This window comes from Halomonas citrativorans, assembly GCF_014898005.1.
Lineage (GTDB): Bacteria > Pseudomonadota > Gammaproteobacteria > Pseudomonadales > Halomonadaceae > Vreelandella > Vreelandella citrativorans.
The window spans coordinates 215,601-238,516 of the sequence record NZ_JABUYX010000001.1; the positions used below are offsets into that span (position 1 = coordinate 215,601).

General features: G+C 53.9%; 19 protein-coding genes and 1 other RNA gene. 19 read left to right on the forward strand and 1 reads right to left on the reverse strand.

The features are described 5' to 3' along the window. Window positions 1-9 precede the first annotated feature (9 nt). From rsmI to lpxC, 17 genes are all read left to right on the forward strand, one after another. Entirely contained in the window at window positions 10-867 is an 858-nt protein-coding gene (rsmI, locus tag INT20_RS00950) for a 16S rRNA (cytidine(1402)-2'-O)-methyltransferase (RefSeq protein WP_172116337.1), read from the forward strand. 32 nt (window positions 868-899) lie between these two features. Beyond that, window positions 900-1,273, forward strand: an RNA gene (gene rnpB / locus INT20_RS00955) — RNase P RNA component class A. Between the two features lie 64 nt (window positions 1,274-1,337). After that, on the forward strand, window positions 1,338-2,294 hold the full coding sequence (gene rsmH, locus INT20_RS00960) for a 16S rRNA (cytosine(1402)-N(4))-methyltransferase RsmH (RefSeq protein WP_087109366.1): 957 nt from the start codon (window positions 1,338-1,340) through the stop codon (window positions 2,292-2,294). A 2-nt stretch (window positions 2,295-2,296) separates the two neighbouring features. After that, window positions 2,297-2,632 (forward strand): cell division protein FtsL, encoded by a 336-nt coding sequence (gene ftsL, locus INT20_RS00965; RefSeq protein ID WP_193056278.1) that lies wholly within the window; start codon window positions 2,297-2,299, stop codon window positions 2,630-2,632. Beyond that, a complete protein-coding gene (locus tag INT20_RS00970; protein ID WP_193056279.1) occupies window positions 2,629-4,338 on the forward strand; it encodes a peptidoglycan D,D-transpeptidase FtsI family protein in 1,710 nt (569 codons plus the stop codon). Before ftsL ends, INT20_RS00970 begins: the two co-directional genes overlap by 4 nt. Before the next feature lie 19 nt (window positions 4,339-4,357). Continuing rightward, window positions 4,358-5,854 carry a UDP-N-acetylmuramoyl-L-alanyl-D-glutamate--2,6-diaminopimelate ligase gene (locus tag INT20_RS00975; RefSeq protein ID WP_087109360.1) on the forward strand — a complete coding sequence of 499 codons (1,497 nt, stop codon included), beginning with the start codon at window positions 4,358-4,360 and terminating at the stop codon, window positions 5,852-5,854. Then, on the forward strand, window positions 5,851-7,209 hold the full coding sequence (locus INT20_RS00980; protein ID WP_193056280.1) for a UDP-N-acetylmuramoyl-tripeptide--D-alanyl-D-alanine ligase: 1,359 nt from the start codon (window positions 5,851-5,853) through the stop codon (window positions 7,207-7,209). Before INT20_RS00975 ends, INT20_RS00980 begins: the two co-directional genes overlap by 4 nt. 9 nt (window positions 7,210-7,218) lie before the next feature. Continuing rightward, complete coding sequence (mraY, locus tag INT20_RS00985; RefSeq protein ID WP_087109356.1) at window positions 7,219-8,301, forward strand: phospho-N-acetylmuramoyl-pentapeptide-transferase; 1,083 nt, start codon at window positions 7,219-7,221, stop codon at window positions 8,299-8,301. A gap of 57 nt (window positions 8,302-8,358) precedes the next feature. Beyond that, a complete protein-coding gene (gene murD, locus INT20_RS00990; RefSeq protein WP_193056281.1) occupies window positions 8,359-9,738 on the forward strand; it encodes a UDP-N-acetylmuramoyl-L-alanine--D-glutamate ligase in 1,380 nt (459 codons plus the stop codon). Next, a complete protein-coding gene (ftsW, locus tag INT20_RS00995) occupies window positions 9,735-10,919 on the forward strand; it encodes a putative lipid II flippase FtsW (RefSeq protein WP_193056282.1) in 1,185 nt (394 codons plus the stop codon). Before murD ends, ftsW begins: the two co-directional genes overlap by 4 nt. A gap of 17 nt (window positions 10,920-10,936) precedes the next feature. Then, window positions 10,937-12,034 carry an undecaprenyldiphospho-muramoylpentapeptide beta-N-acetylglucosaminyltransferase gene (gene murG / locus INT20_RS01000; protein ID WP_193056283.1) on the forward strand — a complete coding sequence of 366 codons (1,098 nt, stop codon included), beginning with the start codon at window positions 10,937-10,939 and terminating at the stop codon, window positions 12,032-12,034. 53 nt (window positions 12,035-12,087) lie between these two features. Next, window positions 12,088-13,500 carry a UDP-N-acetylmuramate--L-alanine ligase gene (gene murC, locus INT20_RS01005; protein WP_226912009.1) on the forward strand — a complete coding sequence of 471 codons (1,413 nt, stop codon included), beginning with the start codon at window positions 12,088-12,090 and terminating at the stop codon, window positions 13,498-13,500. Beyond that, entirely contained in the window at window positions 13,497-14,435 is a 939-nt protein-coding gene (locus INT20_RS01010) for a D-alanine--D-alanine ligase (RefSeq protein WP_319643837.1), read from the forward strand. The genes murC and INT20_RS01010 overlap by 4 nt, the downstream gene beginning before the upstream one ends. Window positions 14,436-14,444: 9 nt before the next feature. Continuing rightward, complete coding sequence (locus INT20_RS01015; RefSeq protein ID WP_193056285.1) at window positions 14,445-15,158, forward strand: cell division protein FtsQ/DivIB; 714 nt, start codon at window positions 14,445-14,447, stop codon at window positions 15,156-15,158. Window positions 15,159-15,460: 302 nt separating this feature from the next. After that, entirely contained in the window at window positions 15,461-16,750 is a 1,290-nt protein-coding gene (gene ftsA / locus INT20_RS01020; RefSeq protein WP_193053782.1) for a cell division protein FtsA, read from the forward strand. A 34-nt stretch (window positions 16,751-16,784) separates the two neighbouring features. Then, entirely contained in the window at window positions 16,785-17,963 is a 1,179-nt protein-coding gene (gene ftsZ, locus INT20_RS01025; protein ID WP_172116350.1) for a cell division protein FtsZ, read from the forward strand. Window positions 17,964-18,098: 135 nt separating this feature from the next. After that, complete coding sequence (lpxC, locus tag INT20_RS01030) at window positions 18,099-19,010, forward strand: UDP-3-O-acyl-N-acetylglucosamine deacetylase (RefSeq protein WP_172116351.1); 912 nt, start codon at window positions 18,099-18,101, stop codon at window positions 19,008-19,010. Between the two features lie 155 nt (window positions 19,011-19,165). On the opposite strand, the gene INT20_RS01035 is transcribed toward lpxC, so the two are convergent. Further along, window positions 19,166-19,621, reverse strand: coding sequence for a DUF721 domain-containing protein (locus INT20_RS01035; RefSeq protein WP_193056286.1), 456 nt, complete (start codon window positions 19,619-19,621; stop codon window positions 19,166-19,168). 107 nt (window positions 19,622-19,728) lie between these two features. Here INT20_RS01035 and INT20_RS01040 point away from each other — a divergent pair, with 107 nt between their 5' ends. Beyond that, window positions 19,729-20,076, forward strand: a complete 348-nt coding sequence (locus tag INT20_RS01040; protein ID WP_193056287.1) for a hypothetical protein — start codon at window positions 19,729-19,731, stop codon at window positions 20,074-20,076. Window positions 20,077-20,162: 86 nt separating this feature from the next. Further along, window positions 20,163-22,910, forward strand: a complete 2,748-nt coding sequence (gene secA / locus INT20_RS01045; RefSeq protein WP_193056288.1) for a preprotein translocase subunit SecA — start codon at window positions 20,163-20,165, stop codon at window positions 22,908-22,910. Window positions 22,911-22,916 lie beyond the last annotated feature (6 nt).

Consider the following 22,916-nt stretch of genomic DNA (forward strand, 5'->3'; position numbering starts at 1 on the left):
GGAGTCACGATGACACACCACAATCCGGGCACATTGTACGTGGTTGCCACCCCAATTGGGAATTTGGACGATTTATCGCCGCGTGCAGCTCGGGTGTTAGCGGAAGTATCGCGCATCGCGGCAGAGGATACGCGTCATAGCGCCCGCTTATTGGCGCATTTGGGGATTAATACACCCATGCTGTCGCTTCATGAACATAATGAGGCGCGCCGAGTGGATACCCTGGATGCTTATCTGGAGGCAGGCGAAAGTATTGCATTGATTAGCGATGCTGGAACGCCGCTTATTTGTGACCCTGGGTTTGTGCTGGTGAGAGAGCTGCGCGTGCGTGGCCGTCATGTGGTGGCGCTGCCCGGGCCTTGTGCCTTTGTGACGGCGCTTTCTGGGGCGGGTCTGCCGACTGATCGCTTCACGTTTTGCGGTTTTTTACCCGCCAAGCCAGGCCCGCGCCGCCAGGCGCTGGAGCAGTGGCAAGCTCGGGAAGAAACGCTGGTGTTTTACGAATCCCCACACCGTATTGTGCATACCCTGGAGGCGCTGCGTGACCAAATGCCCGAACGTAGCGTGGTATTGGCCAGGGAGTTGACTAAAACGTTTGAGACCTTTCTTCAGGGCACTCCGGAAGCCCTGCTGGCGCAGCTAACAGAAGATCCTAACCAGGCAAGAGGCGAGTTTGTGGTAATGGTGGCAGGTGCCCCGCCCGTCACTCAAAGCGAACATCAAAATATTGGTGCAGATGCGTTGATGAAAGTACTGCTGGATGAGGGCGTAGGTGTCAAGCAAGGAGCAGCGATAGTGGCTCGAATGCTGGGCGGTCGCAAACAAGAGTGGTATGCAAGATTGCAGGCAATTAAAACCGAGCATTGAGGCGAAGCGAGGGCGCTGGTATGCTTGCCGCCGGAGTTGGCCAGACAGTCGCCGCTAACCCATCTTTTTGATGGGCTGGGGGAGGAAAGTCCGGGCTCCATAGGGCAGAGTGCTAGGTAACGCCTGGGCGGCGTAAGCCGACGGAAAGTGCAGCAGAGAGTAGACCGCCTAAGCCTCTTGAAATAAACCTCAAAGGGCCGGTAAGGGTGAAAGGGTGCGGTAAGAGCGCACCGCGCGCCTGGCAACAGTGCGTGGCATGGTAAACCCCACTCGGAGCAAGACCAAATAGGGACCCAAAGGCGTGGCCCGCGCTGGGTCCGGGTAGGTTGCTTGAGCGCTGTGGTGACGCAGCGCCTAGAGGAATGACTGTCCACGACAGAACCCGGCTTATCGGCCGACTCCCCATTTCCATAAGGGGCCCGCAGTAGCGAGCCCCTTTTATTTTTCTATGAGATTTGTGTGAGAGTAACATGCCTTCTCCTGACGCTGACCAGGTCGTTTCACCGTTTCGCCATACCAGCGTATTACTGGAAGGGGCGGTTGATACCCTTGTACATACTCCTGACGGTATTTATTTAGACGGCACCTTTGGGCGTGGCGGTCATTCACGGTTAATCCTGTCTCGCCTTGGCGACCAAGGGCGCCTGATGGCCATGGACCGCGATCCTCAGGCCATTGCCGCCGCCGCTGAAATCGATGATTCGCGTTTTCAAATTACCCAGCGTGAATTTGCTCACTTGGCCGACTATGCGCGTGAGCAGGGTGTGTTTGGCAAGCTGTCTGGCGTGTTGTTAGATATAGGTGTTTCTTCGCCGCAGTTGGATGACCCCGAGCGTGGGTTTAGCTTTATGCGCAATGGTCCGCTGGATATGCGTATGGACCCGACGCAAGGCGAAAGTGCAGCCACATTTTTAGCTCGTGCTAAAGAGGCGGATATCGCTCACGTGTTTAAAGCCTACGGTGAAGAGCGCTATGCAAAGCGCTTGGCCCGTGCAGTGGTCGAGCGGCGTGTTGAAACGCCGTTTACGCATACGGTCGACCTGGCCGAGGTGTTGAAAAAAGCCCATCCTGCTTGGGAAAAGGGGCGGCATCCTGCGACCAAAGCATTTCAAGGGTTACGAATTTATCTAAATGGTGAACTAGATCAACTTGATGCTGCCTTAGACGCAGCCCTTGAAGCGCTGGCGCCCGGTGGTCATCTTGTGGTTATCAGTTTCCACTCGCTGGAAGACCGCCGTGTAAAACGCTTTATACGTCATTATGTGCGTGGCGATTCGCATCTACCGCGTGGTATGCCTATCCGTGATGATCAGTTAAACCGCCGTCTTGAAGCGTTGGGCAAAGGCGTACGTCCTAGTGATGAAGAGGTAGTCGGCAATCCACGTGCGCGCAGCGCCGTTATGCGGGCTGCCCGAAAACGAGTATAACCATGAGCATGGATCGGATTGAGCGTTGGGGCTCAACGCTACGCACCGAATGGCCCTTTAAACTACGTTTTCACACGTGGCCGCTGGTCATTTGCCTGCTTTTTTTTGCCTGCATTGTTAGTGGGTTAGCCACCGTTGTTGTTACTCATTTAACGCGCGTTCAGTATGCTCAGCTGCAACAGCTTGAGCAGGAGAAAAATCAGCTGCAGACCGAATGGGGGCAGTTGCTTTTGGAAGAGGGCGCTTGGTCGACACCCGCTCGTATTGAGCAAATTTCGACGGAGCGCTTGGATATGCGTATTCCTGATGTGCACGATGTTGAGGTGATACGACCATGAGAGGCGAACGTCGGGGAGGGATGCCCCGTCATCTACCTGTTGCCCCCCCGTTAGGTAACGGTCGTTTTTACTTTATATTGATCGTATTTTGCGTAGTGGCATGCATCCTTATTGGGCGCATCACACTGCTACAGGTGATTGACCGACCCTTTCTACAGAGCCAGGGAGATGCGCGAACACTTCGCCATGAAGCCATCCCTGCGCACCGCGGCATGATCACGGATCGAAACGGTGAACCACTTGCGATCTCAACACCGGTTGTTACGCTGTGGGCCAATCCTCAAGAGCTACCCGAAGATGGTATTCAGCGAGTAATGCTGGCGCAGGCGCTAGGCATGTCGCCGGATGACTTTGAAGCACGGGTCGAGCTTTATAGCAGCCGTGAGTTTATGTATCTTCGCCGCCAGATGACGCCACAAGCGGCCCAGCGGATTCTGGATTTACGCACGCCCGGCGTGTATCCCCAGCGCGAGTACAAACGTTACTACCCTGCTGGCGAGGTCGCCGCACAGATACTTGGCGTGACCAATGTAGATGATAGGGGGCAGGAGGGGTTGGAACTCTCTTATCAACCTTTCCTGGCCGGCCATCCTGGCCAGCGCCGCGTGATTAAAGATCGCCGTGGGCGTTTGGTGCGCGAGCTAGGCGTCATACGTGAAGCGCAGCCAGGCGGTGACTTGGTGCTTTCAATTGATCAGCGTATTCAATATATGGCGTACCGGGAGCTTCGAGCGGCGGTGGCTAAGCATGAAGCCGATGGTGGTGTGCTTGTTATGATGGATGCCCGCACCGGCGAGGTGTTGGCGATGGCTAACCTGCCTTCTTATAACCCTAATAATCGTACCGGGCTTGATCCACGTGGATTGCGCAACCAGGCGCTGGTTGATGTGTTTGAGCCAGGCTCTGTTATGAAACCACTGGCCATGGCTGCCATTCTTGAAAGCGGCATTGTTGATCGCGATGCCGTTGTGAATACATCGCCTGGCTGGATGCGTCTCGATCAATTTACCATCCGTGACTTTCGCGATTATGGAGAGTTAACGCTTGCAGGTATTTTGGAGCACTCATCCAACGTGGGTATGTCTCGTTTAGCGCTGCAGTTAAGCGATACGGCTATCTGGGAAAAGTATAACCAATTAGGGCTGGGTCAATCGCCTGGGACGGGCTTCCCAGGGGAGACAACCGGTAGTCTTCCGGCCCCGGTGCGCTGGTCGCGCAGTGAGCGGGCAGCGCTCTCTTACGGCTATGGCCTGTCTGTCTCGGCTGTTCAATTAGCCAGTGCTTTTACCGCACTGGCTAATGGTGGCATGCGCTTACCGCCTTCATTATTACGCCTTTCTGAACCGCCCCAAGGGCTGCCTGCCATTGAGCCCGCCGTTGCCAATGATTTGCTGAATATTCTGGAGACATCCGTTGCCGCCTATACCGGTGGTCGGCGCGCACGCGTTGAAGGTTATCGTGTGGGAGGCAAAACAGGTACTGTGCGTAAGTCCGGGCAGGGCGGTTATACCACGGATGCTTATCGCAGCGTATTTGCAGGCATTGCGCCTATTTCCGACCCGCGTATTGTAACCGTGGTGATGATTGATCACCCTAAAGCGGGTGAGTTTTATGGCGGTGCAGTGGCCGCTCCGGTCTTTTCAAGCGTGACAGGCAACGCATTGCGCTTGTTGGACGTACCGCCAGACCATGAAGTTGACGAGTAAGAATGGCTAAGGAGATGGCATGACGTTGGCTCCCACCGATGTATGGAGCGCGCTGAGCAAAGTATGGCCGGGTGCTTCGTTTGAGCAGCCGCTACCCGAACTGCCCGCGTCTTTATGTCTGACCACCGATTCACGCGCGCTGGAAGTCGGCGATATATTTGTAGCTGTTCCAGGTAGTCAGCGTGACGGGCGCGATTTTATTACCGTAGTGCTTGAGCAGGGCGCTTCGCTGGTGCTGGCGCATACCAAGGAGCGCCATGCTACCTGGGATGGGCGTGTGCTCTACTTACCACACCTGGCTGTCCGCTTGGGAGAGTTGGGTAAGCAACTTTTTAATGTTCCGGATGACCTTGAGGTTATTGGCGTCACCGGTACCAATGGTAAAAGCTCTGTTACTCATTACATTGCAGAACTTAGCGAAGCGCTAGGTATTCCGGCGGGCGTTGTAGGAACGCTGGGTGTAGGCCGCCCAGGCCAGCTAGTGGATACTGGGCTCACCACGCCGGGGCCGTTAGCCTTGCAGGCGGCGTTTGGAGAGCTGGCGCTTCAGGGCATTAAGCGAGTAGCGCTTGAGGTTTCCTCCCATGCCCTTGATCAACATCGGTTAAATGCTGCCAACATAAAGGTGGGCGTGTTTACCAACCTCACGCGAGATCATCTTGATTATCATGGCAGCATGGCGGCTTATGCAGCGGCCAAGGCGAAGCTATTCAGACGTAGCGAGCTTGAGCTTGCAGTGGTTAATGCCGATGATCCTCTGGCGCGATTGATGCTGGCTGGTTGTGATCAAAGCGTTCGCGTATTGGCGGTCGGTCAGGGTGAGGCCGTAACGCTACGGGTGATGGACGTTCAGACAAGCGAAACAGGCCAGCAAGCGCTTATTGCCACGCCCGAAGGCGAACGCATGTTAGTGCTGGGTCTGGTCGGGCGCTTCAATCTGGATAATGTGTTGTTGGCCATGGCGACGCTTTATGGATGGGGCCATTCGATTAACTCACTTTTTGAGGCTGCCGCTGCACTTGCCCCGGTGCCTGGCCGTATGGCGCTTTATCACGCAAAAGGCATGCCGGGCGTGGTGATTGACTATGCCCACACTCCCGATGCATTACACAATGCGCTCACAGCGCTGCGCGCCCATTTAAGTAAGGCGGGCAAGCTGTGGTGTGTGTTTGGCTGTGGCGGTGAGCGCGACACAGGCAAGCGCGCAGAAATGGCAAAAGCGGCTGAGGCGCTGGCTGATGTGGTAGTAGTGACCGACGATAATCCACGGGGGGAGTCGGCAGAGCAGATTCGTCAGCACATTATCGCCGGTCTCGCCTCAACGGCAACACTGCTCGAAATAGCGGACCGTCGCCACGCGATTAGCCAGGTGATTCAACAGGCAGCTCAAAACGATGTGATTCTGGTTGCTGGGAAAGGCCACGAGGCCTATCAGGAGATCAACGGCGTCCGCCACGCTTATAACGATGAAGATGAAGTCATGAAGGCGTTTGCATTGCGGGGTAGTGCACAATGAACTGGACACTGGCCGATGCCGCCAGAGTGCTGGGAGTTACAGTGCCAGCCAGCGATGCATCGCGCGCATTTACGTCCATTGTGACGGACACTCGGCAGATTGTGCCTGGTTGCTTATTCATCGCGCTCAAAGGGCCGCGGTTCGATGGTCATGATTTTATCGAACAGGCCCGCGAAAAAGGCGCGGCGGCAGCACTGGTTGAGGCTACGGTTGAAAGTACACTGACTCAGCTGGCATGCCCTGATACGCGCCTTGGGCTTGGGCTTTTAGCTGGGGCGTGGCGTCGTCAGTGCGCTATCCCGCTAGTCGGTATCACGGGGAATAGTGGCAAAACGACGGTTAAGGAGATGACGGCTGCGCTGTTATCGCCGCTGGGTAACGTGTTGGCCACGGAAGCCAATCTTAATAACGATATTGGTGTACCCCTCACGCTTTTACGCTTAGCGCCCGAGCATCAAGCAGGCGTGATTGAGTTAGGCGCAAATCACTTGGGCGAAATCGCCTGGTCCAGTCGATTAACCGTACCGGATGTGGCGGTGATTACCAACGTAACGGGCGCACATGTTGGCGAATTTGGAGGCATGGGTCATATTGCCCAAGCCAAAAGCGAACTGCTGAATGGCCTAAGCGAACAGGGCATCGCGGTGCTCAATCGTGAAGATCGTTACTACCCCTTTTGGGCTGCCTGTGCGTCGCCGCGCCGTGTGATCAGTTTTGGGTTTGATAGTACCGCGGATGTTCATGCCTCGGCGCTTTCCTGTGACTCTCAGGGGCGGTATGCTTTCACGCTTGTTCAACATGGCAAACCGTTGGGTGATGTGCAGCTTGCCATGCCAGGTAAGCACAACGTTAGCAATGCGCTGGCCGCGGCTGCGGCCGCATTAGCGATAGGCGTAATGCCCACGGATGTGATTGAAGGTCTGCAGACCCTGCGCGCGTTGAAAGGAAGGCTAAGTATCGTTTCGGGGCTTAACGGTGCCACGCTGTTAGACGATACGTATAATGCCAACCCTGGGGCGGTCAAAGCCGCTATGGAGACGTTAATGCGTTTCCCCGCGCCGCGTTGGTGCGCACTGGGCGCCATGGGTGAGCTGGGAGACGAAACGGAAAAACTGCACGCTGAAGTAGGCCGTTACGCGGCTGAGCTTGGCATCGACGGGCTGTTGACGTTGGGTGATAACGCGCGTCCAGCTTGTGACGCCTTTGGTCGCGGGCAGCATTTTGACGACCACGAGACGCTAGTGCGTCATGTCATTAATACTTTGCCGCCCAATGCCACGTTGTTGGTTAAAGGGTCGCGTAGCGCTGGTATGGAAAAGATCATTACTGCGCTGCGCTCGGATGAAATAAGGTAAACGTCGTTCATGTTACTTTACTTGGCAAATTTTTTAGCTCAGTACTATACGGGCTTCCAGGTTTTTAACTATCTCACCCTGCGTGTCATTCTTGCCGCGTTAACGTCACTAATGCTTTGCCTTTGGCTAGGGCCGTGGGTCATTCGACGACTCGTGGAAGGCCAGATAGGCCAGGCTGTGCGTGATGATGGCCCGCAGTCACATCTTTCAAAAGCGGGCACCCCCACTATGGGAGGGGTGATGATCCTGCTGGCCATCGGCATCAGCACCATCATATGGGGTGATTTAACCAACCGTTACGTATGGGTGGTATTGGCCGTTACGCTGGGCTTTGGCGCGATAGGCTGGGTCGATGATTACCGGAAAGTGGTAGAAAAGAACCCGCGTGGTCTGCCTGCACGCTGGAAATACTTTTGGCAGTCGGTGGTAGGCCTTGGCGCTGCGTTAGTGCTGTTTTTCACCGCAACCACGCCCGTTGAAACCAGCTTGTTGGTTCCGTTATTTAAAGACGTCGCACTGCCGCTTGGCGTGTTCTATATCGTATTAACCTACCTGGTGATTGTGGGTAGTTCTAACGCCGTGAATTTAACCGACGGCCTGGATGGCTTGGCCATTATGCCGACCGTGCTGGTGGCGATGGGATTGTCCGTATTTGCCTACGCTAGCGGTAATGCAGTGTTCGCCAACTACTTGCATATCCCGTTTATAAACGGCACCGGTGAACTGGCTATTTTCTGCGCCACGATTGCGGGTGCGGGTCTCGGCTTTTTATGGTTTAACACTTACCCCGCCCAGGTGTTTATGGGTGATGTGGGTGCGCTTGCTTTAGGGGCTGCGTTGGGGGTAGTGGCGGTCATCGTTCGCCAGGAGATCGTCCTGTTTATTATGGGTGGTATCTTCGTGGTGGAGACGTTGTCGGTGATCCTGCAAGTCGGGTCTTACAAATTGACGGGGCGGCGTATTTTCCGCATGGCGCCGCTGCATCACCACTTCGAGTTAAAAGGCTGGCCGGAGCCGCGCGTTATTGTGCGCTTCTGGATCATTACCGTTGTGCTGGTGCTGTTGGGCCTCGCGACGCTCAAGGTTCGTTAATCGGTGCGGTGACGCTGAGCGTTATAGCCTTAAGCGTAAAACGCAAAGGAGCCAGAGATGGTGCGAGTACCCAAGGGTGTCACGGTGGTCGTTGGCTTAGGCCTTTCAGGCCGAGCAATATGCCGCCACCTGGCACGCACGCATACGCCGTTTATGGTCGTCGATACACGCAGCGAGCCGCCGGGGCTTGACGCTTTTTATGCAGCCCATCCAAACGTTGACGTCATATGCGGCCCTCTGACGACGCTCGATTTTACGGACGCTTATGAAGTAGTGCTTAGCCCAGGCGTTGGCCCCGATTCGCCGGGTCTTGAAAGCCTGGCTGGGCGCGCTAACCCGCATACTGGCGAGCCTGTTTTAATTGGTGAAATGGCGCTATTTGTTCGCGCGACCCAAGTCCCCATTGCGGCTATCACGGGTTCAAACGCGAAATCCACGGTTACCACGTTACTGGGTGAGATGGCCAAGGCGGCTGGTGTGCGAGTGGCGGTTGGTGGCAACCTGGGGACGCCCGCGCTGGATTTATTGGCCGAGCAACCGGATGCAGAGTTGTACGTTCTTGAGCTTTCCAGTTTTCAGCTTGAAACCACGCCTGCCTTGGGTGCGAAAGTCGCGGCTTTCTTGAATCTTAGCGAAGATCATTTGGATAGGCATGGTGATATGTCGGTCTATCGTTTGGCAAAACAACGTATTTTTAACGGCGCGCAGTATGCGGTTGTCAATCAGGACGACCCCCTGACCTGGCCTTTTCAAGAAGGACCAGGCATTGTCAGCTTTTCAACGAACCCGCCAACAGACAGCAACTGGGGGTTGGTATGGCAAGGGGCCGAGCTTATGCTCATGCAGGGGCAGACGTCATGGGTTTCGGCGAGTGAATTGAAGATAGCTGGCCAGCACAACTATACGAATGCATTAGCAGCACTGGCAATGGGGCAGGCGTTGGCGCTTGATGCATTTGCCATGGTAGAAGCCTTGAAAGCCTTTATGGGGTTGCCTCACCGGAGCGAAACAGTGGCCTGTATTAATGGGGTGACGTGGATAAACGACTCGAAAGGCACCAATGTTGGGGCAACATTAGCCGCTATTGAAGGGGTGGGCGCCACGTTAACAGGCCGCTTGATTTGGTTGGCGGGTGGTGTAGGTAAAGGCGCTGACTTTTCGCCGTTAGCGGTGCCGTTGGCGCGCTGCGCGCGGCTGGCACTGCTATTTGGTGCTGATAGTGATCGAATTTCAGACGCGGTAGCGGCGCATGTGCCGGTCCAGCAGGTAAACGACTTAACGCAGGCAATGGAGGCCGCATTTAGCCAGGCAGAGCCTGGCGACTGTGTGTTGCTGTCGCCTGCCTGTGCAAGCCTGGACCAGTTTCCCAACTACCAGGTTCGAGGTGATGCTTTTCGTCGCTGGGTGGAAAGCAGTGCGGCGGGAGTATCCTTATGAGCCGATTACAGCGCTTGCATACTGTATTAACGACGCGAAACTCCCCATGTGATATCTGGCTCATTGCAGCCGCTGTGGCGCTTGCAGGCATTGGCTGGGTGATGGTCAGCTCGGCCTCAATAGGACTTCTGGAGAATAGCTTCTACTATTTCCGTCAGCATGGGATTTTCTTACTCATTTCAACGTTAGGCTGCCTGTTTATGCTTAGCGTACCCCTTGAAGTATGGCGCCAGAATGCGGCACTGATTTTTTTAATAAGCATAGCATTGTTGGTAGGCGTGTTGCTGTTTGGTCAGGAAATTAACGGCAGTAAGCGCTGGATAGCGTTGCCGGGCCCGCTGCCTAGTCTTCAAGTATCTGAGCTTGGTAAAATAGGCCTTATCTTTTACATGGCGATGTTTATGTCGCGTTTTACCTATGATTTACGCCGCCGTGTTTTTACCATGTGGCGCCCCATTGCGGTGTTGGCGCTACCAGCAGGACTGCTGTTTTTAGCGCCCGACTTTGGTGGCATGGTGGTCTACACCACGTGTGTCATTGGCATGTTAATGATGAGTGGTGCATCGCTCGTTTTACTTATTGGCAGCGGTGCTGTTTTGGGATCTGGTGCGGTCATGATGGTGGCATTGGAGCCTTATCGTCTGGCGCGTTGGACCAGTTTTTTGGATCCGTGGGCAGACCAGTTCGCAACCGGCTATCAGTTGACCCAAGCGCTGATTGCCTTTGGTCGTGGACATGTTACGGGCACCGGGTTAGGAAATAGTGTTCAGAAACTGCACTATTTACCCGAGGCGCATACCGATTTTATCTTTGCCGTTATTGCCGAAGAGCTAGGCATGATTGGCGCTATTGCGATTATCCTGCTGTTTACCCTATTGATTAGTCGCGCCATGTGGATTGGCCGGAAGGCTGAACTTGCGGGCCATCTTTTTGGTGCTTACGTAAGTTACGGTATCTGTTTTGTTATTGCCTCTCAGGCATTTATCAATATGGCGGTAAGCTCGGGGCTACTGCCCACCAAGGGGCTGACCTTGCCTTTGATAAGTTATGGTGGTTCGAGCTTATTGGTTATTGGCATGATGATTGGTCTGCTTTTGCGGGTTGACGCAGAAACACGACAGCGGCCGAGCCGTGCGCCAACCCCCTATAAACCGCGCCATGAACCGCGGTTATCGAAATAATTTTCAAGGAGTCGTTTGTGACGGTGAACGCACATCGGCGTGTTTTAATCATGGCAGGAGGAACGGGCGGGCATGTGATCCCCGCGCTTTCCCTTGCGCGTGCGCTTATGGCGCAAAACATTGACGTTGAGTGGTTGGGTAGCCCCAGAGGTATTGAAAACCGGCTGGTGCCCGAGGCCGGTATTAAGCTGCATACCATTGCCGTTAGCGGGTTGCGCGGTAATGGTGTGGCCGGCTGGTTTAAAGCGCCTGTGAACCTTAGCCGAGCTATTTGGCAAGCACGTGACGTCATAAAAAGCTTTAAGCCGCAGCTGGTGGTTGGCCTCGGTGGTTTTGCCAGTGGTCCGGGTGGGCTTGCTGCGTGGCTATCGGGTATTCCGCTGGTCGTTCATGAGCAAAATGCAGTTGCCGGCTTAACCAACCGCGTGCTTTCTCGCTTGGCGACGCGCAGCTATGCTGCCTTTTCTGAAGCGTTCGGTACGCGGGCAGACGTCATTGGCAACCCCGTGCGTGAAGATATAGCGACACTTGGCCAAGTGCCGCGTACGATCGAGGCATTACAGGGGCGTCCGCTGCGCTTGTTAGTGGTGGGGGGATCATTAGGAGCTGTGGCATTAAATGAACGCTTGCCCCAAGCGATTGCTGCGCTACCACCCGGCAAGCGCCCGGAAATACGCCACCAGGCCGGGAAGTCGCGGGACGCTCAAACGGCACAAGGGTACGCCGAACATGGCATACAGGCCGACGTTTCCCCGTTTATTGATGATATGGCCGCAGCGTATGATTGGGCTGATTTGGTGGTTTGTCGAGCGGGGGCGCTAACGGTTGCAGAGCTGGCGGCTGCGGCAAAGCCCTCGCTTCTTGTTCCGTTTCCTTTTGCGGTCGATGATCACCAGCGAGTCAATGCCAATGTACTGGTTAATGCGGGTGCTGCGCTATGCGTTGTGCAATCCGCGCTGACGCCTGAGCGTTTAACGCACTATTTAAATGACTTGTTAGAGCCCGCTACGCTGGCGCTGATGGCTTCCCGTGCACGCCAAGCTGCGCACCTGGATGCCACAGAGCGATTAGCCGAAGGATGCCTGGCGATACTACACAAAGGAGAAAACGTGTGACCGACTCAGTAACCCCATCGTCGCTGCAACGCATAAGCTCAAGCGGCCCGGGTATGCGCCGTATTCAGCATATTCATTTCGTCGGTATCGGTGGCGCGGGCATGTGTGGTATTGCCGAAGTATTGGCCAATCAAGGTTACAGTGTCAGTGGCAGCGATATGAAAGCCTCTTCGGTTATTGAGCGGCTTCGCGTGTGTGGTGTTCGGGTTGAGATTGGCCATGCCGAGGAGAATGTCGAAGGGGCCGACGTTGTGGTTGTTTCAAGCGCCGTTGATACGACCAACCCTGAAATTCGCTGGGCACATGAGCACCGTGTCCCCGTGGTGCGTCGTGCCGAGATGCTGGCAGAGTTAATGCGATTTCGTCACGGCATTGCGGTTGCCGGTACCCATGGAAAAACAACCACGACCAGCTTAACGGCGACACTGTTAGCCGAAGGCGGCCTGGACCCGACCTTTGTCATTGGTGGGAAGTTGACCAGTGCCGGTACCAATGCGCGCCTGGGTGAAGGGGATTATCTGGTTGCAGAGGCTGATGAGTCTGACGCTTCATTCCTGCATTTGCAGCCAATGGTGTCGATAGTTACCAATATTGATGCTGACCATATGAGCACCTATGGTGGCGATTTCGAACGGTTAAAAGATACCTTTATCGAATTTCTACACAACCTGCCGTTCTACGGGTTGGCTATATTGTGTATCGATGACCCGCATGTACGGGCACTGCGAACTCAGATTAAGCGCCAGTTCGTTACCTACGGTTTTGCAGAAGATGCCGATTATCGGATTACCGATTTTGTGCAGCAAAGTGGTGAAGTTTCCTTTACGGCTTTGCGGCCTGGTCAGGCTGCGCCCTTAAACGTGCGGCTTGCCATGCCTGGTCAGCACAATGCGCTTAATGCGATGGCAGCGATTGTTGTTGCTACGGATGCAGGCGTGAGTGACGAGGCGATTCTGCGTGGTCTGGCGGGGTTTGCTGGGGTAGGGCGGCGCTTTCAAGTGCATGGCCATTTCCCTGCGCCTAAAGCGCCCGGCAAGATTATGTTAGTGGATGATTATGGCCATCATCCGCGCGAAGTGGATATGGTCATCAGAGCAGTCCGCGCTGGCTGGCCTGAGCGTCGTTTAGTGATGCTTTATCAGCCCCACCGCTACAGCCGGACTCGGGATCTCTATGAAGATTTCGTTCGAGTACTGTCCCAGGTAGATACGCTGGTACTTTTAGACGTATACAGCGCGGGCGAGGTGGTTATCCCTGGCGCTGAAGGGCGCACGCTTGCAGGTTCGATTCGTCAGCGCGGTGAGGTAGATCCGCTTTTTGTTGAACATAAGCAGGAGCTGCCAGCGCTATTAGCCAATGTACTGAGACCCGACGACATTCTAATTACTCAGGGGGCGGGCGACGTAGGTGGTATCTCGCTCAGCTTGGCCAAGGCGAAGCTGCAAATGAGTGAGGTGGAGCTGTGAGCCTGAAAGACATCAATATTGATTGCTCACGTGTGGTGGTGGTTTACGGCGGCTCTTCTGCTGAGCGTGAGGTTTCCCTTAAAAGTGGTGCTGCTGTACTTGAGGCGCTAAAACGCCAAAAGATTAACGCAGAAGGCTATGATTTACGCGACAAGGGGTTAGCTGGACTTGAGGCGATGGCGCCATCGGCGATATTTGTCGCTCTGCATGGTCGTGGTGGTGAAGACGGTACGCTGCAGGGTGCGCTTGAGCTCTTGGACATTCCCTATACTGGTAGTGGCGTTATGGCGTCAGCGCTGGGAATGGATAAGCAGCGCACCAAGCAGGTTTGGCAAGCCATTGGGCTGCCCACGCCGGAAAGCATTATGTTGACGGCTGATGCAGACTGGGCCGGAGTGGTCGCCACGCTTGGGTTGCCGATGATGGTTAAGCCAGTACATGAAGGCTCCACGCTTGGGATCAGTATAGTTAAAAGCCAGGAGGCGCTTGAGGCCGCCTATCGCGAAGCGGCACAATTTGATGCCCGAGTGATGGCCGAGCGCTTTGTGGTCGGTGAGGAGTACACGGTGGCGCTGCTGGATGAGCGTGTATTGCCCGCTATTCGGGTCGAAGTGCCTGGCGGATTCTACGACTATGAAGCCAAATACGTTTCCAATACGACCCAGTACCATCTTCCTTGTGGGCTTACCACAGAAGAGGAAGTGCAGCTGGCAGCGCTGTGCCAGCACGCGTTTGCGGCCATTGGGTGTGAAGGCTGGGGGCGTGTGGACGTGATGCGGGATGCCAATGGCCAGTTCTGGCTATTGGAAGTTAATACCGTGCCTGGCATGACCGATCACAGTTTGGTGCCTCAAGCCGCTGCCTATGCGGGCATCGAATTTGATGACCTGGTGGTGCAGATACTCCACTCTGCCGGAAAGCAGAACGCATCATGATGAGGCCTTATGAAAAGGCGTAATGCCTGGTTTGGTATCCTGCTTCTGGCGTTACTGTTAGTGGCAGGAGGGCGCGCACTATGGCTATGGCTGGATCGGCCCATCGAGCGTGTTTCCATCCGTGGAGAGTGGGATTACGTAAGCGCAGACTACCTACGCACTCAGCTTGCCCCTTTGGTTCAAGGTACCACTTGGTTATCGGCTGATTTAGGCGTGCTGCGTAACCGGGCCCTGGAGATTGGCTGGCTTAAAGAGGTACGTATTTCTCGTGAGTGGCCTAATGCGCTGGTGTTTGAACTGGCGGAACAAGTGCCCGTTGCGCGCTGGAATGATGACTTTTTGCTTAACCCGAAAGGCGAGCCCTTTGCTTTTGCACCTCTGGCGGTGCCTTCAGGTCTTCCTGATCTTGCGGGCCCCAATGGAAGCAGTGAAGAGGTGCTAAGTTACTATCATCGCCTAACACCTTATTTCGCAAACTTGTCGTTGGCACTTACTCAGTTTCGATTAGAACCGCGCGGTGCATGGCGTGTACAGCTAAGTAACGGTGCCTGGATTATGCTGGGCCGGCGCGAGCATGAAGTGCGTCTGGCACGCTTAGCGGCCTCCTGGCAGCGCGAATTATCAAGGTATAGTGAGCATATTCGTTATATTGATTTGCGCTATCCTAACGGTGTCGCTGTTGCCTGGCATGGTCAGAGCGATTTTGAGGCATCAGAAGACTAACTCAAGTTTTAATTAACGCGCTTTAGCCATGATAAGTCGCCGTCAGCGCGTAAAAACGCATTAATGGGGTTTAAATTACACTTCAAGCCCATTATTGTGGGCTTGGGCTGGTCGTATTATGCCAATTGTTTCTATACTATGGGATATCGGTGATTTTGTAGATTTAAACTTCACATCAGCGTACTGCGCTATTGAGCTATCAGCGCTTACCGGTTGCAAGTTATAATAGGCAAAGAATAAGTTGGTTTAAGTATCCCTATTTATTTTAATTTTAAAAAGTTTACAAGGAGAATTCCCGACTCATGGCAGGCTCACCCAATGCATCGAATATGGTGGTCGGGCTGGACATTGGAACGTCCAAGGTCGTCGCAATTGTCGGTCAACCTACCGATGATGGCGGCATTGAAATTGCTGGTATCGGCTCGCATCCGTCACGGGGTATGAAGCGAGGCGTTGTCATTAATATTGAATCAACCGTTCAATCTATTCAGCGCGCTGTGGAAGAAGCCGAGCTTATGGCTGGTTGCGATATTCACTCGGTATATGTGGGCATTGCGGGTAGTCATATTAGCTCGATGAATTCAGATGGCGTGGTCGCTATTAAAGAGCGTGAAGTTACTCCTTCTGATATTGATCGCGTTATTGATTCAGCGAGGGCAAGGGCGGTTTCAGAAGGTCAGCGCGTTTTACATGTACTGCCCCAGGAATTTGCAATTGATGCACAAGGCGGTATTCGCGAGCCCTTGGGCATGTCCGGTGTACGTTTAGAAGCGCAAGTTCATCTGGTAACGGCAGCACTCAACGCGGTACAGAATATTGAGAAATGTGTTCGACGCTGTGGTTTGGACGTCGACTCAATTATCCTGGAGCAGCTGGCATCCAGCATGGCAGTGTTGACCGAAGACGAGCGTGAATTAGGTGTTTGCATGGTGGATATCGGTGGTGGAACCACTGATATGGCCATCTTTACTGAAGGTGCCATTCGACATACGGCCGTTATACCGATTGCTGGTGATCAGGTCACCAACGATATTGCCATGGCGCTACGTACCCCGACGCAGCACGCAGAAGAGATCAAGGTTAAATACGCTTGTGCCTTAACGCAATTGGCCGCAAGCGATGAAATGATTAAGGTTCCTAGTGTGGGTGATCGTCCGTCACGCGACTTGTCGCGTCAGGCGCTCGCAGAAGTGGTCGAACCACGCTATGAAGAGCTATTTACACTGGTTAGAGACGAATTACGTCGCAGTGGCTATGAAGACATGGTTGCCGCTGGTGTTGTGCTCACTGGTGGCACCTCACGTATGGAAGGGGTCGGCGAATTGGCGGAAGAGATATTCCACATGCCGGTTCGTATTGCTTGTCCGCAAAACGTTAAAGGTTTAGCGGATGTCGTGCGAAACCCCATTTATGCGACAGGTGTCGGCTTATTGCACTATGCACTGCAAGAAGCGCGGCATGGGCAGGGTCTAGAAAGCCACGGGGGAGTCATTGCACCTCACAAAGGTCGCAACGAGCTCTCTCGACGTGATATCAAGGAAGACCATTCGGCGCTGGCCAGAATCAAGGGCTGGTTCAAAGGAAATTTCTGACAGGGCCGCAAGCGCGGTTCAGGAGACGGGGCTTATGTTTGAATTGGTAGATAACGCACCCTCAAGTAGTGCGGTCATAAAAGTAGTCGGTGTTGGTGGTGGTGGCGGCAATGCCGTCAATCACATGGTTGAAAGTAACATTGAAGGCGTTGAATTTATTTGCGCCAATACCGATGCCCAGGCGCTTAAACGCGTATCCGCAAAAACAGTATTACAGCTAGGTGGTGAAATCACCAAGGGGCTCGGTGCTGGCGCCAACCCTGAGGTAGGTCGTCAGGCCGCGATGGAAGATCGTGACCGAATCGCTGAGCTGCTTGAAGGCGCCGATATGGTCTTTATTACCGCTGGTATGGGCGGTGGTACAGGCACCGGCGGCGCGCCAGTGGTTGCGCAAGTTGCCAAAGAACTGGGTATTTTAACGGTAGCTGTCGTTACGCGGCCTTTCCCGTTTGAAGGCCCCAAGCGTATGCGCGCTGCCGAAGAGGGAATGAAAGAGCTCTCTCAACATGTTGATTCGCTGATCACCATACCCAACGAAAAGCTTTTATCCGTACTGGGTAAAAGCGCGACGCTATTAACTGCGTTTAGCGCTGCCAACGATGTATTGCTTGGCGCTGTTCAAGGTATTGCCGAGCTGATTACAAGCCCTGGTATTATCAACGTCGACTTTGCTGATGTGCGTACTGTTATGTCTGAAATGGGCATGGCGATGATGGGTACGGGCGGTGCTACCGGCGAGAACCGCGCCCGCGAAGCAGCTGAAAAAGCTATCCGTAGCCCGCTTCTGGAAGATATCGATCTGCATGGTGCGCGAGGCATTCTGGTCAATATTACGGCAGGCCCGGACCTGTCGATTGGCGAGTTCAACGATGTAGGTGCCACCGTTCAAGAGTTTGCTTCACAAGAAGCGACCATTGTCGTGGGAACTTCCATCGATATGGAAATGTCTGATGAGCTGCGTGTTACTGTTGTTGCTGCTGGATTAGATGGCGCGAAAGCTGCCAAAGCGACGACACGTGAACCTGCACGTCGCTCTTCTGCTGACTCTTCTGATTACCGTAAGCTACAGCAGCCTACCGTAATGCGTCAGCAAGCAACTGCCCGTGCAGAGGCGCCTGAACACGCGCCCAAACCGCGTCCGGAAAAGAGTCGCTCAGCCGATGCTGACGACTATCTGGACATACCTGCTTTCTTGCGCCGTCAGGCCGATTGATTGTTTCTATAGGTTTACCGGGCCAGCAAACGAGTGTTTTATTGGTTAAAACGCTCGTTTGCTGTTAAAGTGAACACTGTTTGATAACTTTCCTTCCCCTACGGTACTACCGTCATTAGAGTTCGACCACTGCCCATGATCAGACAACGCACCCTACAAAACGTCATCCGCGCCACTGGAGTGGGTCTGCACTCCGGCAAAAAAGTCCACATGGCTTTGCGTCCGGCGCCGACAAACACCGGGATTGTGTTTGTTAGAACCGATCTGGAGCCTGTGGTACATATACCCGCACGCGCAGAGTTAGTGGAAGACACAACACTTTGCACTGCACTTTCACTCGAAGGTGTGAAAGTGGCAACGGTTGAGCATTTGATGTCAGCGTTTGCAGGACTAGGCATCGATAATGCTTATGTTGACCTAAGTGCTCCCGAAGTACCGATTATGGACGGTAGTGCCAGCCCGTTTGTGTTTTTAATCCAATCGGCGGGTATTCTTGAGCAGGATGCAGCAAAGAAATTTATACGTATCAAGCGTCGCGTCGCGGTTAAAGATGGCGATAAAGAAGCCGTTTTCCTTCCGCACCAAGGGTTCAAGGTCTCGTTCGCCATTGACTTCGACCACCCGGTTTTCGAACAGCAGAAACAAACCGCGCTTATCGATTTTTCGACGACCTCTTTTGTGAAAGAAGTTTCTCGGGCGCGCACCTTTGGGTTTATGAAGGATTTGGAGTTTTTGCGCTCTAATAACCTGGCCCTGGGGGGAAGCCTGGATAATGCGATCGTGGTTGATGATTATCGCATCGTCAATGAAGGCGGTTTGCGTTACGAAGATGAATTCGTCAAGCACAAGGTGCTGGATGCGATCGGCGATTTGTATCAGTTAGGCTACAGCCTGATTGGTGAGTTTCACGGTACAAAATCTGGCCATGCGCTGAATAACCAGCTTTGCCGCGAATTGATGGCACAGCCTGATGCTTATGAAATCGTGACGTTTGAAGATGAAAAAGCCGTTGCGCCTATTTCGTACGCAGCGCCTGCAATGGCCTAACTGCCAAGCAGGAGTGTCAGATATTAGCTATGACGCGCTATCCAGGTTCCACCTTTGGTAGTCAAGCTCGATAACTGGCCTTGATGAAAAAAAGCACCGCTCAGGCGGTGCTTTTGCGTTTCTGGCATTTGAGAAGTGCGCAATGTGCGCGGCGCTTATTTTGGTGCGTGAGACGCAAGGCGCTCTAGCGCTTTACGTAGCGCAGGATTGTGCGTGTCGCTTGCGCACTCGCTGAGCGTTTTTCCCGCACTGGCGGATAAGTGTCGGGTATTACGCAAAGGCGCCTCAACTGGGCGGACGGGGCGCACTTTAAAGGTAAAGCCGTTCACAGCCTCAAAGCCTGGCAGTTGATGTAGCAGCGTCAACAGCCGCTGCTGTTCAAAGCGCAACCATGTCAGCCAGCTTGCCTGTCCACTGATCAGGGTTAAGCGCCCATCGCGAAAGCCGCCGACAAAGATATGTGGGCGCATCTCTTCTGGCAGGTGGGCTCTTAAATGACACTGGGCCTGATCTATCAAGCGAGACTGGCGCATTAATTGGCCAATATCCCCTGACTTGTTTAGCAGACGGGCGATGGGCTGTGCGCGAGAACGCTTAACCTTTATACTCATACGCTTGAATCCTGGGGTAACCCCTCAATATATAGCCAAGTAGCGGCATCTACACGGATGCATTACTTATTTGCAGAGCCTAACACGCTCAGGAGCCAATCCACAGCATGTCCTCCACGCTTAACACCTTTTCTGCTTTGCCGCGACGTAACCGTCGCTATGGCTTGGCGCGTTGGTGGCTGGCAGGGCTCCTGGTAAGCTGCTTGTTGCCCAATAGTTTAGTGCCTTTTGATGCCATGCGGGGGGCTGAGCGTAACGTCTGCGTGTGTTTGTGGGTGCCGGCTATTTTACGTGCTCAATCGCATTGGATCGCCAAAAGGCGACGCGCATTGCGCGGTTGGCAGCAGCGATTTAAACGTATCGCGGTGCAGCGCCACTTTTTACCTGTTTATGATTTTATAAAGCGCCAGGTAGCCGCACACGATGTGCTTACCCAGCGCGGTCCGCCCGCTTAACTCACGGTTTTCTAAAACGTACTTTACTTGCCTTATACGGAACAGGGCGAAGCCCATTGGTTCGCTCAAGATGATTTGGAAATTTCATGATTAATAATTTGTTACGCAAGGTTGTTGGCTCCAAGAACGACCGTGAAGTAAAGCGCATGCACAAAAACGTTCGCAGTGTGAACGTGCTCGAAGCTGAGCTTGAAGGATTAAGCGACGCTGAATTACAAGGTAAGACAGCGGAGCTGCGTTTGCGCCTGGAAAATGGCGAGGCGTTGGATAGTTTGTTGCCTTCTGCGTTTGCGATTGTGCGAGAGGCCAGCAAGCGCGTCATGGGTATGCGGCATTTTGATGTACAGATGGTGGGGGGCATGACCCTGCACCGTGGTCGTATTGCTGAAATGAAAACCGGCGAAGGTAAAACGCTGGTAGCAACACTGGCCGTTTATCTCAATGCGCTGCCTGCAAAGGGCGTACACGTTGTCACCGTCAATGACTACCTTGCCCGCCGTGATGCCGAGTGGATGCGCCCGCTGTATGAGTTTTTAGGGCTTTCTGTTGGGGTTATCTTTTCCGGCCAAACCGGGGAGGAGAAACGCCATGCTTATCGGTGTGATATTACCTACGGTACCAATAACGAATTTGGCTTTGACTACCTGCGCGACAACATGGCGTTCTCTTTGGAGGATAAGGTGCAGCGTGGCCTGCACTATGCCATTGTTGATGAGGTGGATTCTATCCTGATTGATGAGGCGCGTACGCCGTTGATCATATCAGGTGCGGTGGATGAAAATACCAATCTTTATAACGTCGTTAATCAGCTTGCCCAGCAGTTGGAAGAGGGTGAGGTCTCGGAAGATGACGACCAGCCTGCAACTGGCGATTTTGTGCTGGAGGAGAAGCAAAAGCAGGTTGAGCTGACCGAGCAGGGGCATAACAGGGTTGAAGAGCTGATGCAGGCGGAAGGCCTTCTTAAAGAGGGTGAATCGCTTTACGCCGCTCAAAACCTGAATTTACTTCAGCACATGCATTCTGCGCTCCGGGCACGCCATCTCTACAACAAGGATGTTGATTACATTGTAGTGGAAGACCAGGTGGTCATCGTTGATGAGCATACTGGACGGACGATGCCTGGCCGCCGTTGGTCTGAAGGGCTTCACCAGGCTGTTGAAGCGAAGGAAGGGGTGACCGTTCAGCGCGAGAGCCAGACGCTGGCATCCACCACCTTCCAGAACTATTTCCGTCTGTATGAAAAACTGGCAGGCATGACCGGTACTGCTGATACGGAAGCCTTTGAGTTCCGTCAGATTTATGGGCTTGATGTTATCGTCATCCCCACCAATCGCCCGTTAGCCCGTAAAGACCTTAACGACCTGGTCTACCTTAGCGCCGAAGAGAAGTACGAGGCGATTATTAAGGACGTTCAGGTCGAGACAGAGGCAGGCCGCCCGGTGTTGGTAGGTACGGCGTCCATCGAGACGTCTGAATATCTGGCGCACTTAATGCGCGAAGCGGGGCTGAAGTTCAATGTCCTGAATGCCAAGCAGCACCAGAGTGAAGCCGAGATTATTGCTCAGGCAGGGCGTCCTGGCGCGATCACTATTGCCACCAACATGGCCGGTCGAGGTACCGATATTATGTTGGGGGGCAACTGGGAAGCTGACGTTGCCAAGCTGCAAAACCCAAGCCAGGCGCAGATTGATGCATTAAAAGCCGAGTGGAAGCAGCGTCACGATGGTGTGCTGGAAGCCGGTGGCCTGCACGTTATTGGTTCGGAACGCCATGAGTCTCGGCGCATTGATAACCAGTTGCGTGGACGTTCTGGTCGTCAAGGCGATCCAGGTTCAACGCGCTTCTTCTTGTCGTTGGAAGATAGCCTGATGCGGCTATTTGGTTCTGACCGCGTTAAGCGTCTCATGCAGGCATTGGGCCTGGAGCGCGGCGAAGCCATTGAGCACAAAATGGTATCTAACGCCGTTGAGCGTGCCCAGAAAAAAGTGGAAGGGCGTAACTTCGATATTCGTAAGCAGTTGCTTGAATATGATGACGTGGCAAACGACCAGCGCCGGGTTATTTACGAGCAGCGCAATGAGGTTCTGGCCTCTGATGACATTGCAGAAGCTATCGTGGGTATTCGTGAAGAAGTCATGGAAGACACCATTAACGACTTCGTTCCGCCGCAGGGTTTAGCCGAGCAGTGGGATCTGGCTGGGCTTGAAATGCACCTTAAGACAGAGTTCAACTTGGATGCCCCGGTGGTCCAGTGGGCCGCTGATGATGAGCGCTTTAGCGAAGAGAAGCTGCGTGAGCGTCTGCAAGACATGCACCATGACGCTTATGCGGCCAAGGTGGATGCCGCAGGCGCGACCCTGATTCGTCGTTTTGAGAAGCAGGTCATGCTTCAGGTTCTGGATACGCGTTGGAAAGAGCACTTGCAGTCCATGGATCACCTGCGTCGGGGCATCCATTTACGCGGCTACGCACAAAAGAACCCCAAGCAAGAGTACAAGCGTGAATCGTTTGAATTGTTCCAGCACCTGCTGACCAATATTAAAGCGGATGTCACCCGTATTCTAAGCCATGTTCAGGTACGTCAGCCTGAAGAAGTTGATGCGCTGGAGCAAAAGCGGCGTGAAGAGTTGGCCCGCGAAAAAGCCGCGGCCGCTAATCGTCACGATGATGCTTCTTCCAGTGAAAGCGGATTAAGCGGTGAAAACAGTGATGTGGAAAGCACTGAGCAGGACGCACGCCCTGTCCGTCGCGAAGGGCCGAAAGTCGGCCGCAACGACCCGTGTGTATGTGGTTCAGGTAAGAAGTACAAGCAGTGCTGCGGTAAATTAAGCTAATCAGAA

Coding starts and splice junctions, on each gene's coding strand:
- INT20_RS00975 (WP_087109360.1), top strand. CDS start 4,358: ATGACGTTGGCTCCCACCGATGTATGGAGCGCGCTGAGCAAAGTATGG.
- murD (WP_193056281.1), top strand. CDS start 8,359: ATGGTGCGAGTACCCAAGGGTGTCACGGTGGTCGTTGGCTTAGGCCTT.
- INT20_RS00980 (WP_193056280.1), top strand. CDS start 5,851: ATGAACTGGACACTGGCCGATGCCGCCAGAGTGCTGGGAGTTACAGTG.
- rsmH (WP_087109366.1), top strand. CDS start 1,338: ATGCCTTCTCCTGACGCTGACCAGGTCGTTTCACCGTTTCGCCATACC.
- murC (WP_226912009.1), top strand. CDS start 12,088: ATGCGCCGTATTCAGCATATTCATTTCGTCGGTATCGGTGGCGCGGGC.
- ftsL (WP_193056278.1), top strand. CDS start 2,297: ATGAGCATGGATCGGATTGAGCGTTGGGGCTCAACGCTACGCACCGAA.
- rsmI (WP_172116337.1), top strand. CDS start 10: ATGACACACCACAATCCGGGCACATTGTACGTGGTTGCCACCCCAATT.
- ftsA (WP_193053782.1), top strand. CDS start 15,461: ATGGCAGGCTCACCCAATGCATCGAATATGGTGGTCGGGCTGGACATT.
- INT20_RS01035 (WP_193056286.1), bottom strand. CDS start 19,621: ATGAGTATAAAGGTTAAGCGTTCTCGCGCACAGCCCATCGCCCGTCTG.
- ftsZ (WP_172116350.1), top strand. CDS start 16,785: ATGTTTGAATTGGTAGATAACGCACCCTCAAGTAGTGCGGTCATAAAA.
- INT20_RS01015 (WP_193056285.1), top strand. CDS start 14,445: ATGAAAAGGCGTAATGCCTGGTTTGGTATCCTGCTTCTGGCGTTACTG.
- ftsW (WP_193056282.1), top strand. CDS start 9,735: ATGAGCCGATTACAGCGCTTGCATACTGTATTAACGACGCGAAACTCC.
- INT20_RS00970 (WP_193056279.1), top strand. CDS start 2,629: ATGAGAGGCGAACGTCGGGGAGGGATGCCCCGTCATCTACCTGTTGCC.
- lpxC (WP_172116351.1), top strand. CDS start 18,099: ATGATCAGACAACGCACCCTACAAAACGTCATCCGCGCCACTGGAGTG.
- INT20_RS01040 (WP_193056287.1), top strand. CDS start 19,729: ATGTCCTCCACGCTTAACACCTTTTCTGCTTTGCCGCGACGTAACCGT.
- secA (WP_193056288.1), top strand. CDS start 20,163: ATGATTAATAATTTGTTACGCAAGGTTGTTGGCTCCAAGAACGACCGT.
- mraY (WP_087109356.1), top strand. CDS start 7,219: ATGTTACTTTACTTGGCAAATTTTTTAGCTCAGTACTATACGGGCTTC.